General features: G+C 71.5%; 13 protein-coding genes. 5 read left to right on the top strand and 8 right to left on the bottom strand.

What is annotated here, in order from left to right:
- Positions 1–138: 138 nt before the first annotated feature.
- The 3 genes from FL344_RS28685 to FL344_RS28675 all read right to left on the bottom strand — a co-directional run bounded on the left by FL344_RS28685 (position 139) and on the right by FL344_RS28675 (position 3,256).
- The gene (locus FL344_RS28685; RefSeq protein WP_141620776.1) at positions 139–1,302 is read right to left on the bottom strand and encodes a TfuA-like protein; all 1,164 of its coding nucleotides are present in this window, start codon (positions 1,300–1,302) and stop codon (positions 139–141) included.
- Positions 1,299–2,468: a YcaO-like family protein gene (locus tag FL344_RS28680; protein ID WP_141620775.1), complete on the bottom strand. Its 1,170-nt coding sequence runs from the start codon at positions 2,466–2,468 to the stop codon at positions 1,299–1,301. The genes FL344_RS28685 and FL344_RS28680 overlap by 4 nt, the downstream gene beginning before the upstream one ends.
- A 209-nt stretch (positions 2,469–2,677) precedes the next feature.
- Positions 2,678–3,256, bottom strand: coding sequence for a TIGR02265 family protein (locus tag FL344_RS28675; protein ID WP_228558374.1), 579 nt, complete (start codon positions 3,254–3,256; stop codon positions 2,678–2,680).
- A 171-nt stretch (positions 3,257–3,427) separates the two neighbouring features.
- On the opposite strand from FL344_RS28675, the gene FL344_RS28670 reads away from it, so the two are divergent.
- Genes FL344_RS28670 through FL344_RS28660 form a run of 3 tightly spaced genes read left to right on the top strand, consistent with a single transcriptional unit; the run spans position 3,428 to position 5,108 of the window.
- Complete coding sequence (locus FL344_RS28670) at positions 3,428–4,069, top strand: RNA polymerase sigma factor (protein ID WP_141620774.1); 642 nt, start codon at positions 3,428–3,430, stop codon at positions 4,067–4,069.
- Positions 4,069–4,590, top strand: coding sequence for a zf-HC2 domain-containing protein (locus FL344_RS28665; protein WP_141620773.1), 522 nt, complete (start codon positions 4,069–4,071; stop codon positions 4,588–4,590). The genes FL344_RS28670 and FL344_RS28665 overlap by 1 nt, the downstream gene beginning before the upstream one ends.
- Positions 4,587–5,108: a hypothetical protein gene (locus FL344_RS28660; RefSeq protein WP_141593058.1), complete on the top strand. Its 522-nt coding sequence runs from the start codon at positions 4,587–4,589 to the stop codon at positions 5,106–5,108. The genes FL344_RS28665 and FL344_RS28660 overlap by 4 nt, the downstream gene beginning before the upstream one ends.
- Positions 5,109–5,136: 28 nt before the next feature.
- Here FL344_RS28660 and FL344_RS28655 read toward each other — a convergent pair whose 3' ends face one another.
- The gene (locus FL344_RS28655; RefSeq protein ID WP_194863294.1) at positions 5,137–5,727 is read right to left on the bottom strand and encodes a hypothetical protein; all 591 of its coding nucleotides are present in this window, start codon (positions 5,725–5,727) and stop codon (positions 5,137–5,139) included.
- Positions 5,728–5,998: 271 nt separating this feature from the next.
- Here FL344_RS28655 and FL344_RS28650 point away from each other — a divergent pair, with 271 nt between their 5' ends.
- Entirely contained in the window at positions 5,999–6,580 is a 582-nt protein-coding gene (locus FL344_RS28650; protein ID WP_141593056.1) for a DUF4136 domain-containing protein, read from the top strand.
- Between the two features lie 56 nt (positions 6,581–6,636).
- Here FL344_RS28650 and FL344_RS28645 read toward each other — a convergent pair whose 3' ends face one another.
- The 4 genes from FL344_RS28645 to FL344_RS28630 form a co-directional block, all read right to left on the bottom strand.
- A complete protein-coding gene (locus tag FL344_RS28645; RefSeq protein ID WP_194863293.1) occupies positions 6,637–7,611 on the bottom strand; it encodes a DUF5996 family protein in 975 nt (324 codons plus the stop codon).
- Positions 7,612–7,741: 130 nt separating this feature from the next.
- Positions 7,742–8,332 carry a glutathione peroxidase gene (locus FL344_RS28640; protein WP_090489934.1) on the bottom strand — a complete coding sequence of 197 codons (591 nt, stop codon included), beginning with the start codon at positions 8,330–8,332 and terminating at the stop codon, positions 7,742–7,744.
- Between the two features lie 35 nt (positions 8,333–8,367).
- Positions 8,368–13,671: an excinuclease ABC subunit UvrA gene (gene uvrA, locus FL344_RS28635; protein ID WP_141620770.1), complete on the bottom strand. Its 5,304-nt coding sequence runs from the start codon at positions 13,669–13,671 to the stop codon at positions 8,368–8,370.
- A gap of 117 nt (positions 13,672–13,788) precedes the next feature.
- Positions 13,789–14,379 carry a DUF2378 family protein gene (locus FL344_RS28630; protein WP_141593053.1) on the bottom strand — a complete coding sequence of 197 codons (591 nt, stop codon included), beginning with the start codon at positions 14,377–14,379 and terminating at the stop codon, positions 13,789–13,791.
- A gap of 153 nt (positions 14,380–14,532) precedes the next feature.
- Between FL344_RS28630 and FL344_RS28625 the strand changes: the two genes are divergently transcribed.
- The coding region (locus FL344_RS28625; RefSeq protein WP_141620769.1) for a PAS domain S-box protein at positions 14,533–16,425 on the top strand (1,893 nt) is incomplete at its 3' end.

Below are 16,425 nucleotides of genomic sequence, written 5' to 3'. Positions count from 1 at the left end.
CCGTGGCGGCGCCATTCGCGCGAAAGACTCGGTAACCACCCAGGGAGCGGGGCTGGACAAGGGCAACCTCCAGGGTTGACCCTATCCTTTTCCCCGGGGATGTCACGTTTTCACTTACCCGCGAGGTAAGTCCGCTGCTCAGGAGGACCCAACGCCCTCCGTTGGGTTCACCACCTCGGCGGCGTCCGCCCAGGCCCCGCTCAGCCGGGCCTCGGCGGCCAGCGCTTCGTCCCAGGACGGGCCGTCCGGCAGCAGGCGCGCCGAATGCGCCAGGACCAGCCGCTCCAGCGCGAGTTCCCCACACAGCCGCCGCAGCCCCACCGCGTCCAATCCCAGGCGCGCGAGGTGGGCCTCCCGGCGCGAGGCGGGCACGCGCTGGGCCTGCCACCAACGGGCCTCTTCCTCAGCCACCTCGGCATCGGAGACGCCCAGCCCCAGGGTGCGCGCCCAGCCCGCGAGCAGCGCCCGCCGCAGCCCCGCCTCGGCCAGCGCCGCCGCGTTCGGAGACTCACGAAGGACGTCCAGCACCTGCCCCGAGGACACGGGCCCCGCCTGCGTCGCCGTCACGTCATCCACCAGCCGCCGACGCCGGACCAGGGATGACGGCTCGCGCGGAGCGCCGTGCGGCGCGGGCGCACCCGAGGCCACCCACTCCGCCGCCGTCCGGAGGCACGCGAGCGCGTCCTGCCGCTTCAGGTCCTCCGCGCCGTGCGGAAACCACGCATCCCACGCGGCCCGGGTGGACGCGGACCAGCGAGGTGCCACGGCCTCCAGCACCCGCGCCCACGACCGCTCCTGGTAGAAGACGGACTGGCCGGCGTCGACGAGCGCCCGGGCCGCATCGCGCGTCAGCACCCGGGCCTGGGCCGCGCATGCCGCCGCGTGCCGGACGTTGACCAGGGGCACCGTGAGCGGGCGCCAGCCGTGCTCACCGTCCGCGTGCAACAACGCCACCTCCGAGTCGTCCACCACCACGCCATCGCGGTACCACTCGAAGATGCGCCCCACGCCCACCACGCCGTGCGGCGCCAGCTCCGCCGCGCGCAGGGCGCCCATGCTGCCGCCTCCGAAGACGGCCACGCCCGCCTCCAGCGCCGCCAGCAGCTCGTGGTGCCACACCGAGGGCTGTGCCTCGAAGACGCCATCCACCAGGGCGATGGCCCGGGGCCGCAGCCGCAGCGCGCGCCACACGTCACCCTGGCGCGCGGGGGGCAGCACCGTGCAGGGCGCCAGTCGCTTCGCTTCTTCCCCTGGAAGCGAGGGCCCCAGGAACACCACGAGCTTGTCCGCGCGCCGCTTCATAGGAGCTCCGAGATGCGCATGCCCGGCACCACCACCTTCTGCACGTGAAGGCCCTCGACCGGTGACGACATCGTCACCGCCGCCGCCCGCGTGAAGCCCGCTCGCTGGAGCTGCGCCAGCACCTGACGCACCTGCCCCGCCGCGGCGCCCTTCGCCTTCGCCCCCAGGTCCGGCATGTCCGCGGCGCGCCGCCGTGGACGGACCTGGGCGCAGGCCTCCGCGAAGCCTCGCGCCGCCTCCCGGTCCGCGGCGGCCACGTCCTCGCGAGCGCCGTGGATGTCCGTCAGCCGCGACTGCGCCGCCTCCAGCAAGGCCTTCAGCAACGCCGCCTCTCGCGTCAACGCGCACGCATAACCCGCGGTGAGCGGCACCGGGCCCTCTTCCAGGTCCACCAGCACCGCCGCGCCCACCGGCAGCCCCACCGCGCCCGGCGTGCGCGCGGCGGGCGTGGCGTCGAAGAGGTACACACCAAAACCCCGCTCACGCAGCGGTCCAGCCAGGGCCTCCACGGCGGGAGCGAGCTCGACCAGTTCGGGCGTTCGCAGCAACCGCCGCTGGACGACCTCTTCCGTCCACCCCTCCGGCATCATCCGCGCGAGCTGGTCCCGCTCCGTGGCCTCCAGCAGCGCGTGCAGCAAGGCCCGCCCTGCGTCGGGATGCGCGCCGGAGCCGTTGCTCGTCCACGCCACCGCCACCGGGCCCAACGCGGGGCTCCCGGCGGGAGGCACGTGCAGGCCCTGTGCGGGCACCCACACCGGCTCACCGGAGTACAGCTCCCGCGCCTCGAGCCAGGCACAGCGCACATGCGGGCTCCACAAGCGCGGCGCCACCAGCGCCCCCGCCGAGCCCAATTCGTCCGCGCCCCACAGCACGCCCAGGTGGCCATCCAGCTCCGCTCGCGAGCCCCACACGAGGGCGTCCGGAACCACCGTCTCCGCCGCCCACAACTCCGCCGTCTCCAGCAGCGCGCCCCAGGCCGCGTCATCGTAGGATAGGCCCTTGCCGTTACACACCTGGAGGACGTGGCCGCCCGGCCGCACCGCGCACGCCACCTCCACGCCGGTCCGGTCCAAGCCGGTGACACGCGCCACCCGCGTCACGCCCATGGCCTGGGCCAATCGTTGTTGAAACCGCCGCGAAGACAGCTCGTCCCTGGGAGCCCGCACGGGCGCGGACCTTAGCCTGAACGCCGAACGCCTGTCCGGCGGGCCCATGGCAAACCCAAGGCTTTCACGGTGTGTTGCTCGCACGGCTGGATGATTCGGCCCGCGGCATCAGCCTTGACCATGGCGTGTGGTGGTGCGCGTCTACCGGCACCTGGACGACGTGCTTCGCGACCTGCGCGCGAACCCGGCCCCGGCCCCCTGACGGGCGCTCACTCCCACGAGCAGTGGTACTCGCAGTGCGGTGCGCCCCGGGCGCGGCACATGGGGTGGGTGACGCGCACGGAGCGGCCGCCACACAGCTCGATGGCGCGCTCGTGCCAGCCGATGATGGTGAGACAGTCCGGCTCGGTGACGTTCTCCGCGCCGAACGTCCGCAGCACCGCGGAGCACGGGCCTGTCTGCTCATAGGTGCGTGAGCCCACCGCGTAATAGAAGCGGTAGATTTTCGGCGCCTGGCTCAGCAGGAAGTGCGGCTCGCCTGCCTTGACGAAGACGTGCTGCGGGCCATGCAACGCCTCATGGGCGGAAGCGCGCCCCATCTCCAGGAAGGCCCGGTCCTTGTCCTCGGGCGACATCACCCCCGCGATGGCCGCGTCCAACCGCAGGTTCAGCTCCAGGGGATACCAGCCGACGGGAAGCAACATCTGCCTCAGCAGCGCCTGGTCCTCCGCGGGCAGCCGCCGCAGCACCGCGTCCACCCCGACCTGCCCAACGTGCTGACGCAGCATGTTGAGCCGCGAGATGAGCACGCCGCCCTTGATGCGTGAGCCAGTTCCTTGGGTCAACATGCCCCCGTCCCAGGTAACAACCGCCCACCCATTGTCCCCGCGCGGCCTGCTCGCCATCAACTCGGGAAGGCATGTTTCCCGGATCAATATCTCGTAATTCACGGACAACCAGAAATCACAGGCAGAAATCGGCCGAAATTAACCTTTATCTCCGTCCGGGGTTGGAGCCACGTGAGCATCAGGGAGACAGGCGGCCAGGTGGTGTCCCTGCCGGCGCGCATGGCCCGGGCGGGCCTGGAGCGTGCGCCGGACGAGGCGCTCTGCCGCGCATTCCTGGAGGGTGAGCCGGCGGCCTTCGAGGTGCTGGTGACGCGGCACCGCTCGCTCGTCTTCTCGCTGGTGCGCCGCTACGTGACGCGCCCGGAGGACGCGGCGGACCTGGTGCAGAGCGCCTTCCTGCGCGCGTTGGAGGCCTCGCGCCGCGTCTTCGCGCGCTTCACGCCGTCGGGACCGGCGCCCTTCCGGGCCTGGTTGGTGCGCATCGCGCTCAACCTGGCGAAGAACCACGCCCGTCAGGGGCAGCGGTGGCGCCCGGTGCTGGTGGCATCCGGGCCGGACGACATGGTGGAGGACTCGTCGGAGTCCGCGCAGGACCGGCTGGAGCGGGCCGAGCGCGAACGGCAGGTTCGCGCCGAGGTGCTCACCCTGCCCCGCCGCCAGCGCGAGGTGCTGACGCTGCGCGTGGACGGCGGGTTGGCATTCAAGGACATCGCCGAGACGCTCGGCATCACGGAGAACAATGCGAAGGTGCAGTTCCACCATGCGATGAAGCGCCTCAAGGCGCGGGTGGGCGCGCCCGAGGAGAAGCACTGATGGCTGCGTGCCCTGACCAGGAAGAGCGGCTGGACCTGCACGCCGCGGGGGCGTTGGAGGATGACGAGGCGCTTGGACTCATCCAGCACCTGGAGGGCTGCGAGGGGTGCCGGCAGGCGCTCGCGGCATCCAAGGAGCTGCTCTCGCTGGTGGCGCTGCCCGCGCTGTCGCCCCAGGAGAAGACGGAGCTCCAGGAGCTGCCCCGGCGCACGCTGTCGGAGTGGCGCCGCGGCGCCCGGCGCCAGGGTCTGGGCTTGAAGACGCTGGGCGCGCTGGTGGCCACCGTCGCGGCGGTGACGTTGCTGCTGCTGGTGCCCGGCGCGTGGCGGCTGCCAGCCCAGGGACCGAAGGCGCCGGTGACGGCGACGGCGACGCCCGCCACCGACGTCGAGGAACTGGACGCGGAGACGATGGCCGCCATCGAGGCCTGGGCGGGACTGGAGCCGCTGGACGCGGTGCTGTTCGAGGACTCCCAGGGCTGGGACGAAGAGTTCGACATCGATGTGGGAGAGACGCTGTGAGGACGAGGGTGCGAACGCGAATGGCGGTGATGATGCTGGCCCTGCTGCCCTGGGTGGCGGTGGCCGCGCCCACCGGGCGCGAGGCCCGCGTCGAGGAACGGATGGAGCGCGCGGAGCAGCGGCAGCGGCTGCGGCAGGTGCTGGAGCTGTCGGACGTCCTGGACCTGGACAACGCGCAGGCGCTGAAGCTGGAGGAGACGCTCCAGCGTTTCGACGAGCGCCGCCGCCCGCTGCGCAAGCAGGTGCGTGAAGCGGCGCGCATCCTCCACCGGGCGTCGCGAGGTGACAGTGAGGCCCTGGCGCAGGTGGACGCGGCGGCGCTGGGTGCCTACGAGGCACGCGAGCGCATCGCGGCGCTCGACAAGGAGCTGTACCTGGCGCTGGCGAAGACACTGCCCCAGGAGAAGCGCGCCCGGCTCGCGCTCGCCCTGGCGCGCAGCGAGGGCCGCCAGAAGATGAAGCGGGAGCCCGGAAAGGACTCATTGGGGCGCAGCGGTTACGAGGGCGGTATGCACTGACGCGGGGGCTTGGGGCCTGACGGCGAGCTCACTCCTCGGTGGGCTCGCTCGGGTCCTTCCTGCCGGTGGCCAGGTACGACTCCGCGCGGGCCTCGAGGTGGGCGGCGAGCCGGGGCTCCACACGCGACAGCACGTCCCATTCGATATCCATGGCGCGGCGCACGACGGGCCTCGTCGGCGACAGGGGCTCCCCCGCGACGGAGGCCGCCGCCGCGCCTTCCCCCAGCTTCGCGTCCCGATTACCGGCGCCCATGCTCGGATGCGAGGGCGCGCGCCCGTTGGTGGTGTAGTCCATCCGGTAGGCCCGCACCACGGAGCGGCCATCCGACAACGGATGGACCTGCACGAAGACGCGGGACCAGTTGGCGCCCAGGTCCGTATTGCCCCGGATGCGCCAGGTGGTGTGGACGTAGAGCGGGTCCGAGCTGGGGAGCAGCTCGTACTTCTGCTCCACGAGCAGGCGTCGTGCCGTCGTCACCAGGGCGTCCGGCGGCAGCTTGTAGACGGCATTGCCGCTGGTGGTCTCCACCAATTGCTGGCGGGTCTCGGGCGTGACGGCGCAACCGCAGGCTCCCAACAGGAGCCCCGCCGTCACCCACGTCGAAAGGCGTGAGCGCATGACGATGTTCTCGGCATGCCCCTGAGGGGAAGACGAATGGAGCATGACCTCCGAGCCCGGGGCCCGGCTCACGGAGGGCACTCCTGAGAACGCACCGGACGTGCCCCTCATATCGACGTGCGCGTTGAACGGGCTGGCCCCCTCCCCCGGGGCAGAGGACTCGCACCGGGGCCGGGGAGGACCGGGCATCCAGCCCAGGGGGGCCTCGTCATGCCGTGGCTACCGTCAGGGAGGCAACGGCGCGCACCGCGCCGCCACCGAGGAGGCTTCCTTGCGGCTGCTGACCCGAATCGCCCCACCGCTGCTGGCGCTGGCTGTCGCCGCGTGCTCCAGCATCGACGTGAACACCAACTATGACCCCACCGCCACGCAGAAGCTGGAGGGGTACCGCACCTATGCCTGGCTCCCACAGCCCACGGGCAAGGACGACCGCGTCTACAACCCCATCGTCGGCGCGCGCGTCGAGCAGTCAGTGGACCGCTACCTGCAGTCGCGCGGCTACCAGAAGGTGGAGTCCACCGCCAACCCGGACTTCCTCATCGGCTGGCACGGCGCCATCCACAACGCGCTGAAGGAGGAGACGGTGGACGCCTACTACGGCTATCCCTGGGGCGGTCCCTTCACGGACCCCTTCTTCGCGGGCGGCGCCGTCACCATGCCGGAGACGGAGCTGCGTGAGTACGAGGAGGGTTCGCTCATCCTCGACATCGTCGACCCGCAGTCCAAGCAGCTCGTCTGGCGCGGCACGGCCCAGGCGGAGCTGGACGAGAACGCCAGCGCGGAGAAGCAGCAGCGGCGGCTGGACGAATCCGTGAAGGACGTGCTGGAGCGCTTCCCGCCCAAGGCGAAGTGAGGAGGGCTTTCCGTGCGCACCGGCCTCGCGGCGCCGGGCCTCCGCGAGGCCGGGCTTCATGGCGCGGGCTGCTCGGCGACCGTCCCCTCCTCCACGGTGCGGGCCGCGCGCAGGGACTCGGGGACGATGAGCGGCCGCTCCAGGCGCTCCCGCTCCCAGCCGCCCAGGTCCGCGCAGGCCGCGTAGGTGCTCTGGAGGAAGTCGAGCAGGTACGCCTTCGGGTCCTCCGCGTGCCGCACGTCGTCGTACGCCAGCAGGTACTCCTTGATGTTGGCGTCGTACCGGGCCTGGGCCGGGCGCACGCTGGCGCGCGCGAAGCCCTCCGGCTCCGGGGCCGCGTAGCTGTAGAAGGCCGCGCCGCCGGTGGCCTGCGAGCCGGGCCAGAAGCCCGCGCTGCTGACCTCCTCGCAGTAGGCCTCCTGGGTGATGGGGTCCGCCCCGAGGCGCGCTGGCGCGGGCCGGCCGGAGAAGCGCGTCACCGCCAGGTCGAAGCTTCCCCAGAAGAAGTGCACCGGGCTGCACTTGCCGGTGAAGCGCGCGCGGAAGTCCTCGAAGACGAGCGTGGCCTGCAGCAGCGCCCGCCACCAGTGCTCCACGGCTTCACCGTCATAGCTGGCGTGGTGCCAGTCCTCACCGAAGGGCGTGGTGTCGTCGGGAATCTCGACGGGCTGCTCCCAGATGCGCACGTCGATGCCCATGGAGCGCAGCGTCGCCATGAAGTCCCGGTAGAACTCCGCGACGGGCCGGGGCTCCAGCGCCATCACCCGGGACGGCCCACGGTTGGCGTGCACGTGCAGCTCGTGCGAGAGGAAGTCGAAGTCCACCTCGAAGGCGCCATTTCCGAAGGGAATGAGCCCCGTCGTCATGCCCCGCGCCGTCACGCGGAACGCGACGTTCCACCAGTGGTTCTGCGGCGGCGTCAGCGCCAGCTTCACCTTACCGACGACCTGCGTGTACCGGTGCAACGTGGCGTAGGTGTCCTGCCACGCCTCCAGCGGCAACGGCGGCCACGTCGTGTCCCGGGTGTCCATGGGGCCTCCCTTCAAGCCGAGTCGGCATTCAGGGTGAGCCCCCACCGGCGCCCATGCCAGGGCGCCAGCCAGGGCCGCATGCCTCCAGGGCGGGGACCAGAGGGCCAGCCCCCACGCGCCCTCTCGGGGACTACGGCTGCGCGAGCGCGCTGTCGATGGCTGCCTTCAGCTCGGCGCTGTCCGGCGTCACCGCGCTGGGGAAGCCGGCCTTCACCTGGCCGTCCTTGCCCACCACGTACTTGTGGAAATTCCACTTAGGCGCGGGGTGGTGCTGCGACAGGAACGCGTAGACGGGCGACTGGCCGTCCCCCTTCGTCTTCACCTTCTCGAACATGGGGAAGGTGACCTTGTAGCGGAGCTCACAGAACTTCTTGATCTCCTCCGACGAGCCCGGCTCCTGGCCGCCAAAGTCGTTGGATGGGAAGCCCACCACCACCAGGCCCTTGTCCTTGTATTCCTGGTGGAGTTTCTCCAAGCCCGCGTACTGCGGCGTGTAGCCACATTCCGACGCGGTGTTCACCACCAGGACGACCTTGCCCTGGTAGCCGGACAGCTTCTCCGGCTTGCCATCGAGCCGGTTGGCGGAGAGGTGATGGAAGGACATGGGCTTCTTCTCGCTCGTGGGTTCGGACTTCGCGGGGGGAGGAGGCTTCGGCGCCGCGGCGAGCGCCGGGGTGAAAGCCAGCGCCGAGGCCAGGGTCAACAAAGGGAGGGTTTTCATGCCGCTCCCCAGGATGCCCCAGTCCCCCGCCCGTTTCACGCCCGCCGCGCCGCGGCACGCGAGCGTGTGTCCTCATCCGAAAAGAGCGACTTGAGCACCCGGCCCGTGGGCGTCTTCTGCTTCGCCACCTCGCGGGGCGTGCCCTCCGCGACGATGTGGCCTCCCGCCTCGCCACCATCGGGCCCCAGCTCCACCACGTGGTCCGCGGCGCCAATCACGGACGGGTGGTGCTCGATGACCACCAACGTGTCGCCGCGGTCCACCAGTCGGCCCATGAAGGTGATGAGCTTCTCCACGTCGCCCAGGTGCAGGCCGGTGGTGGGCTCGTCCAGCACGTACAGCGTGGGCTCGTGCCGGGCGGAGGCCGTCAGCTCGGCCGCCAGTTTCAAGCGCTGCGCCTCACCGCCGGACAGGGTGTTGGAACCCTGGCCGAGTTGGAGGTAGCCCACGCCCAGGTCGGCCAGGCACTCCAGCGGCGCGGCCACGCGAGGCAGCGCCTTGAAGACGTCCTTGGCCTCGTCGGCGGACAGGCGCAGCACGTCGCCAATGGTGAGCCCGTGGTAGCGCACCTCCAGCGTGGCCGCGTCGAAGCGCGCGCCGTTGCAGGCCTCGCACGGCGTCACCACGTCCGGGAGGAAGGACATCTCATGAGAGATGGCGCCCTGCCCGTCGCACGCGGTGCACCGGCCGCCACTGGCCGAGTTGAAGGAGAAGCGCGTGGGCGTGAAGCCCTTGATTTTCGCCTCGGGCGTGGCCGCGAACACGCGGCGCAGCTCGTCCCAGATGCCCAGGAATGTCGCCGGCACCGAACGCGGCGTGCGACCGATGGGTGACTGGTCCACCGACAGCACGCGCTTCACCGCCTCCGCCCCGTGCAGCGAGGTGAAGGGGCCGGGCTTCGCCGTGACGCGGTCCAGCTTCTCGCGCAGCGCCGGGTACAGCACCTGGCGAATCAGCGTGCTCTTCCCGGAGCCCGACACGCCGGACACCACGTTGAGCCGCCCCACCGGCAGCCGCAGGTCCACGCGCTTCAGGTTGTTGGCCCGCGCGCCCTTGAGCTCAATCCACTGCTTCGCCTCGCCCCGGCCCGAGGGAGGCCGCACCTGCGACTCCTTCAAGGCCCGCGCGGTGGGTGAATCACTCTCCAGCACGACGTCCGGCGGCCCCTCAGCCAGGATGTGCCCGCCACCCCGGCCGCCCGTGGGCCCCAGGTCCAGCAGGTGGTCCGCCGCGCGGATGGTGTCCGAGTCATGCTCCACCACCAGCACCGTGGAGCCCGTGGCCACCAGGGCGCGCAGGTTGTCCAGCAGCCGGTGCGTGTCGCGCGGGTGCAGGCCGATGGTGGGCTCGTCCAGCACGTACATGGCGCCGGTGAGGCCCGCGCCCAGCTGCGCGGACAGGCGCAGCCGCTGCATCTCCCCGCCTGACAACGTGGCGGCGTTGCGGTCCAGGGACAGGTAGCCCAGGCCCACACGCTCCAGGAACTCCATGCGGCGCAGCAGCTCCTGACGGGACGGCTCGCCCAGGAGCGCCCGGTCCCCCTTGAACTTCCAGCCGCGCACCCGCGCCAGCGTGGACGCCACGGACTGCTGCACCACCTCGTGGTAGCGCGCGCCCTCCAGCCGCACGCCCCGGGGGACGGGGGCCAGCCGGCTGCCACCGCACGTGCGGCACGGCGCGACTTCGCCCTCGGCCATCGCCTCGGCGCCGCCCTGGATGCCGGTGCCCTCGCACGACTCGCAGCGGCCTTGCTTCGTGTTGAAGGAGAACCAGCGAGGGTCCAGCTCCGGCACGGCGGTGCCGCACTGGGGGCAGGTGCGCTCGGTGGACAGCAGCGTCTCGCCCTTGCCGGTGTCCACCTTCACCGCGCCCTGGCCCCAGCCCAGCGCCTTCTCGAAGACGTCGCGCTCCAGCTTCGACAGCTTGCCCTCGTACATGACGAGGTCGATGTCGTGCTCACGCGTCTTCGCCAGGCGCGGCGGGTCATCCGTGGACGCGAGCTTCCCGTCGACGATGGCCCGCGAGATTCCCGCGCGCGCCGCCGCCGCGAAGATGTCCAGGTAGGTGCCCTTGCGCGAGCGCACCGCGGGCGCCAGCAACGTGCCTTCGCCCTTCATCGCCGTGAGCTGCGCGAAGAGCACGTCCGGCGACAGGGAGGTGATGGGCGAGTCGTCATTCGGGCAGTGCGGCTCGCCCAGCTTGGCGAACAGCAGGCGCAGGTAGTGGGCCACCTCGGTGACGGTGGCCACGGTGCTGGTGGCTCCCGCTCGCGAGGTGCGCTGCTCCAGCGCCACCGACGGCGGCAGCGAGCTGATGCGCTCCACATCCGGACGCGGCATGGAGGGCAGGAACTGCCGCGCGTACGGGCTCAGCGTCTCCAGGAAGCGGCGCTGGCCTTCCGCGAACACCACGTCGAAGACGAGCGAGCTCTTGCCCGAGCCGCTCGGCCCGGTGACGACGGTCATCTTCCCCAGCGGAATGCGGCACGACACGTCGTGGAGGTTGTGCTCGCGCGCGTGCTCCACCTCGATGGCGGGAACCTCGCCCTTGCCCGGCTTGCGCAGCTTCACCGCGCGGCCCAGCGGCTTGCGCTCGCCCCGCAGTGCCTGGGCGGTGGCGCCCTTGCCGCGAGCCACGTCCTCCGGCGTCCCTTCCGCCACCAGCCGGCCACCGTCACGGCCGCCCACGGGGCCCAGGTCGATGACCCAGTCCGAGGCCTTCATCACCGCCACGTCGTGGTCCACCACCAGCACGCTCGCGCCGAAGTCCACGAGCGCATTCAGCGCGGTGATGACGTGGCGCACGTCCTCCGCGTGCAGGCCAGCGCTGGGCTCGTCAATGAGGAACAGCGTCCCCTGCGCCTCACTTGCCAGCGCCCGTGCCAGCTTCAAACGCTGCGCTTCGCCCCCGGACAGCGTGGACAACGGCTGCCCCAGCGGCAGGTAGCCCAGCCCCAGCCGCGCCACCGGCCCCAGCGTGCGCTTCAGCGCCGCGTCGCCGCCGAAGTGCTGGAGCACCTCGTCCACCGTCATCTCCAGCACCTGGGCCACGCTGAAGCCCTGGTGGCGGACGGCCAGCACCTCTTCCTTGAAGCGCCGGCCGCGGCACACCGCGCACAGCAGCGCCACGTCGGCGAGGAACTGCATCTCCACCGTCTCGTAGCCCTCGCCCGAGCAGGCCTCGCAGCGGCCCTTGTCGACGTTGAAGGAGAAGTGCGCCGCCGTGAGGCCGCGCACCTCCGCGTCAGGCTCGGAGGCGAAGCGCTCGCGCAGCCGGTCCCACGCCTTGGTGTACGTGGCCGCGTTGCCGCGCGAGGTGCGCCCCAGCGGGGACTGGTCCACCAGGGTGATGGCCTTCACCGCCTCCATGCCCTCCACCGCGTCCACCGCGCCGGGGGCCTCCACGTCCTTCACGCCCAGCCGCCGCGCCAGGTGCCGGTACAGCACCTCGTCCATCAGCGTGCTCTTCCCCGAGCCGCTGGGCCCCGTCACCGCGCACAGCACGCCCAGGGGCACCTCCACCGTGAGGTCCTTCAGGTTGTGCTCGCGAGCACCCCGAATCACCAACGCCCCGGTGCGCGTGCGCGGCGTGCGCGGCACCTCGTCCACGCCGGCCAGCAGCCGCCCCGTGGGCAGGTCCTGCTTCTTCGCCAGCGCCTCCGGCGTGCCATCGAATACCAGCCGCCCGCCCTGCTTCCCGGCCCCGGGCCCCAGCTCCAGCACGCGGTGCGCCGAGCGGATGACCAGCGGGTCATGCTCGATGACCAGCGCGATGTTGCCCCGCTCCGCCAGCTCCGCGATGGCCTCCGTCAGCGGCGGCACGTCGCCCGGGTGCAAGCCCACGGTGGGCTCATCCAGCACGAAGAGCGCGCCGGTGAGGGACGTGCCCAGCGCGGCCGTCAGGGACACGCGCTGCGCCTCGCCGCCCGACAGCGTGCGCGCGGGGCGGTCCAGCGTGAGGTATCCCAGGCCCACCCGCTGGAGGTAGCGCAGGCGGCCGGCCAGTTCGCGCCGCGCCAGCTCCCCCTGCCCCGTGGTGGTGCGCAGCGCGTCCAGCCGCGCCAGCGCATCCGTCAGCTCCAGGTGGTGCCACGACGGCAAGTCCAGCCCGCCCACGCGGTACGCTCGCGCCTGGGCGTTGAGGCGTCCGCCGCCGCAGCTCTCGCACAGCGTGTAGGCGCGATAGCGCGCCAGCAGCACGCGCACGTGCATCTTGTACGTGCGGCCCTCCATCCACCGGAACCACGCGCGCACGCCCGGATAGGCGCGGCCGTCGTCGTAGTCGCCCTCGCCCTCCAGCACCGACTCGCGCTGCTCGGGCGTCAGCAGGCCCCAGGGCTTGTCCCACGGAATCCCCCGCGCCTTGCACCAGCGCTGGAGCATGCCGCGCTCCCACGTGGTGGACTGGCCGGACCAGGGACGGATGGCCCCCTGCGACAGGCTCAGCTCGGGGTTGGGAATCACCTTGCCCCAGTCGATGCCAATGGTGCGGCCGAACCCACGGCACGCGGCGCACGCGCCCACCGGCGACTGGTAGCTGAAGAGGCCGGGCCGCGCGGCCTCGAACTCCCGCGCGCACTTGGGGCACACCAGCCCGCGCCGCAGCCGCTGGGGCACGCTCTGCCCCGGGACGAAGAGGTGCGCCTCGCCGTCCGCGCGGTTCCACGCGTCCTCCAGGGCCTGCGTCACGCGCGACAGCTGCGCGTTCGTCAGCTTCACCCGGTCCACCACCACGCGCGCGATTCCAGCCGGGTCGGTCGCCTCGGCGGGACGGAGCGACTCCAGCTCCTTCACCTCGCCCTGCACCATCAGCCGGTGGTAGCCGTCCTTCAGCAGCCGGGCCCGCGCGTCCAGGAAGGCCGCCGTGTCGGGGATGCGCAGCGGGAAGGTGAGGATGGCCTGCGCGTCCGTGTGCTCGCGGATGGCCGCGGCCGCCGCCACGCGCGCGTCCGTCCGCACCGCCTCCACGCCGCAGGTGCCGCAGACGGGCACGGCTTCGCGAGTGAAGAGCGCGGACAGGTACGGCTCCACGTCCGCCAGCGTGGCCACCGTGGAGCGCGAGCTCTTCACGGGCGCGCGCCGGTCCACGGCCACGCCCGCGGCCACGGGCTCCAGGGCGTCCATGGGCGGCCGCTCCAGCCGCTCGAGGAACTGCCGGGCGTACGGGCTGAAGCTCTCCACGAAGCGCCGCTGCCCCTCGGCATACAGGGTGTCGAGCGCCAGGCTCGACTTACCAGCGCCAGAGACGCCAGTGACGCAGACGAACTCCCCTTCCGAGAGGTCGACCGACAGGTCCTTCAGGTTGTGCGTGCGCGCGCCAACGAGGTGAGTCTTGTGCATACGGGTGGCAGGTTTAACGACTGGACACTTCGCCGCCAATCACAACTGAGGGAGCACCTGTGGGAACTCGCCTCCCTGGCTGGCGATGAGGCGGCCACCCGGAGCCCGGAGGCCCGCTCAGGCGCCCGTCCAGCGCACCCGCAGGGCGTACCCCGCGGTCTGCCGCTCCAGCACCTCCACCTGGGGCAACACCTTGGTGCGCAGCAGGACGCCTTCCACCACGCCGGCGACGAAGTCCGGCAGCGGGTCCGGGTCCACGACGCGGATGCGCCATTCCCCCGCCTGCACCGGCTCCAGCAGCATCTTCATGTCCTCGCGCCCCGCCCGTAGATACGTGGGCAGTCGCGTCAGACACCGCTCCGTCCCCAACAGGGGCGCGGCGGTGGCGAAGATGCGACCCACCAGTGTCTGGGCGAACCCCTCCACATAGCGGTGCCCCAGGACGCGGTTGGCCGCCTCGGGCGGCTGCCCCACGCAGACATGGCGACGGGCCACCCCCAGCGCCGCCCGCCACACCGCCAGCGGGTAGTACTCCTGCGACGCCTCCATGTCGTAGCCAATGTCTCGCAAGGACTGGGCGAAGGGCCCCGTGGGCTTCAACGCATGGACGAAGAGCCCTTCGAAGTTCCGCCGAGGCACCTGCACCGGCAACGGTGGTGGCTTCCGCGGCTCGGTGGCCGTCTTGTCGTCAAAGCCCCGCCGTTCCATGAGTTCCCCCTGTCTCCACCGGTCCACCCCGGTCCTGAAGCCAGTGTATCAGCCCGGGCGCTTCGTCACCTGCACGCCACACCGGCACGGCACCCCGCTTTTACAACAGCAAACGTCGTGTAACGATGAGCGTTCGTCTTCAAGAGGTGTCCCATGCGGGTCCTGATTGTCACCCAGGGGGGAGGGGCGGACCTGGCGCCAGTCGAGTCCTGGTTGCGTGAGCAGGGACACACGGTGGTCACCGTGACGCGCGAAGCGGAGGTGCCCGCCGCGTGGCGCAGCGGAACGTGCGCGCTGGTGATGGTGGATGCCCGGACGGACCCCTCCCGCGTCCCGCTGGTGCGCGCGCTGCGCAGCCTGCCCGGCGGTGAGGAATCCGTGTTGCTGCTCCTGGGCCACCGGGGAGCGCTGGGCGGACTGCGGCCCGTCCTGGAGGCCGGCGCCGATGACGTGCTCGCGTGGCCCGTGGATGAGGAGGAACTGGCGCTGCGGCTGGACCTGGCCCACCGCCGCTTCGTCCGGCGCGAGGGCCGCAAGGGCCTGCCCTTCGGAGATGACCTGAAGGAGACGCTGCTGGCCGTCAGCCCCGTGCCCACGTCCATCACCACCATCACCGAGGGGCGCGTGGTGGCGGCCAACGAAGCCTACTTCGAACTCTTCGGCTACACGCGCGAGGAGGTCATCGGGCGCACCACGATGGAGCTGGCGCTGTGGCAGGCGCCCCTGAACCGCTCGCAAATCATGGACACGCTGCGGCGCCACGGCACGGTGCGCGGCGTGGACGCGCAGTACCGCACCCGCGAGGGCGAGCTGCGGCACACGCTGCTCTTCATGGGCCTGGTCCCCTACGGCGGCACGCCCCACGTCATCGCCTTCTTCCCGGACATCACCCCGCTCAAGCGCGCCGAGGAGAGCCTGCGCCGCTCGGAGGTGAGCTTCCGCACCCTCATCGGCAGCCTGCCGGACCTGGTGGCCGTCTTCGACACCGACGCACGCGTGCGCTACGCCAACCTCAAGGTCGCCACGGCCCTGGGCTACGAGAGCGTGAACGAGCTGCTGGGCAAGCACTTCTCCGACATCATCCCGAAGGAGGACTTCGCCAGCGCCAACGCGCGCATGCACGAAGCCCTCCGCACCGGCCGCGCGGCGCTCCAGGAGCGTCGGCTGATCAAACGCGACGGCAGCGTGCTGCACGTGGAGTCCACCACCTTTCCCCTGCCCTTCGACGGCGAGGACTCCATCGTCTCCGTCTCCCATGACTTGACGGAGCGCTACCAGATGCAGGCGCGGCTGATGCTCGCGCAGCGCATGGCCTCCGTCGGCACACTGGCCGCGGGCGTGGCGCACGAAATCAACAACCCCCTGGCCTACCTCACCGCCAACCTGGCCTTCGCGCGCGAGGAGCTCGCCGGCGCGCTGCCGACCAGCACCCGGAACATGGAGCCCCGGCTGGCGGAGGCGGTGGCCAGCGCCCAGGCCGCGCTCGCCGAGGCGCAGCAGGGCGCCGACCGGGTGCGCAGCATCGTCCGGGACTTGAAGACGTTCAGCCGGGTGGACTCAGCGGAGAGCGCGGAAGTGGACGTCCGGCAGGTGCTGGAGTCCACGCTGAACCTGGCCACCACGGAGATTCGTCACCGCGCCCGCCTGGTGAAGCAGCTCGACGCGGTCCCCACCGTGGTCGCCAATGAGTCACGCCTGGGACAGGTGTTCCTCAACCTGCTGGTGAACGCCGCCCAGGCCATTCCCTCCGGGACGCCGGAGCGCCATGAAATCCGCGTCGTCACCCGCCTTTCGGGCAACGGCCACGTCTGCGTGGAGGTGTCGGACACGGGCGCCGGTATCGCCAAGGAACACCTGCCGCGCCTGTTCGACCCCTTCTTCACCACCAAGGAGCCCGGGGTGGGCACCGGACTGGGCCTGTCCATCTGCCACAGCCTGGTGACGGCCCTGGGTGGGGAAATCCATGCGACGAGCGAGCCGGGCAAGGGCTCCACCTTCCAGGTGCTCCTGACCCCCTCCCAGCGGCTCGGGACGGAGCCCCCACCG

Origin of the sequence: Myxococcus sp. AB036A, assembly GCF_006547355.1 — a bacterium.
In the GTDB taxonomy this organism is placed as follows: domain Bacteria; phylum Myxococcota; class Myxococcia; order Myxococcales; family Myxococcaceae; genus Myxococcus; species Myxococcus virescens.
Note: the sequence above shows the minus strand (reverse complement) of the source record. Positions and strands in the feature narration are given on the sequence as shown.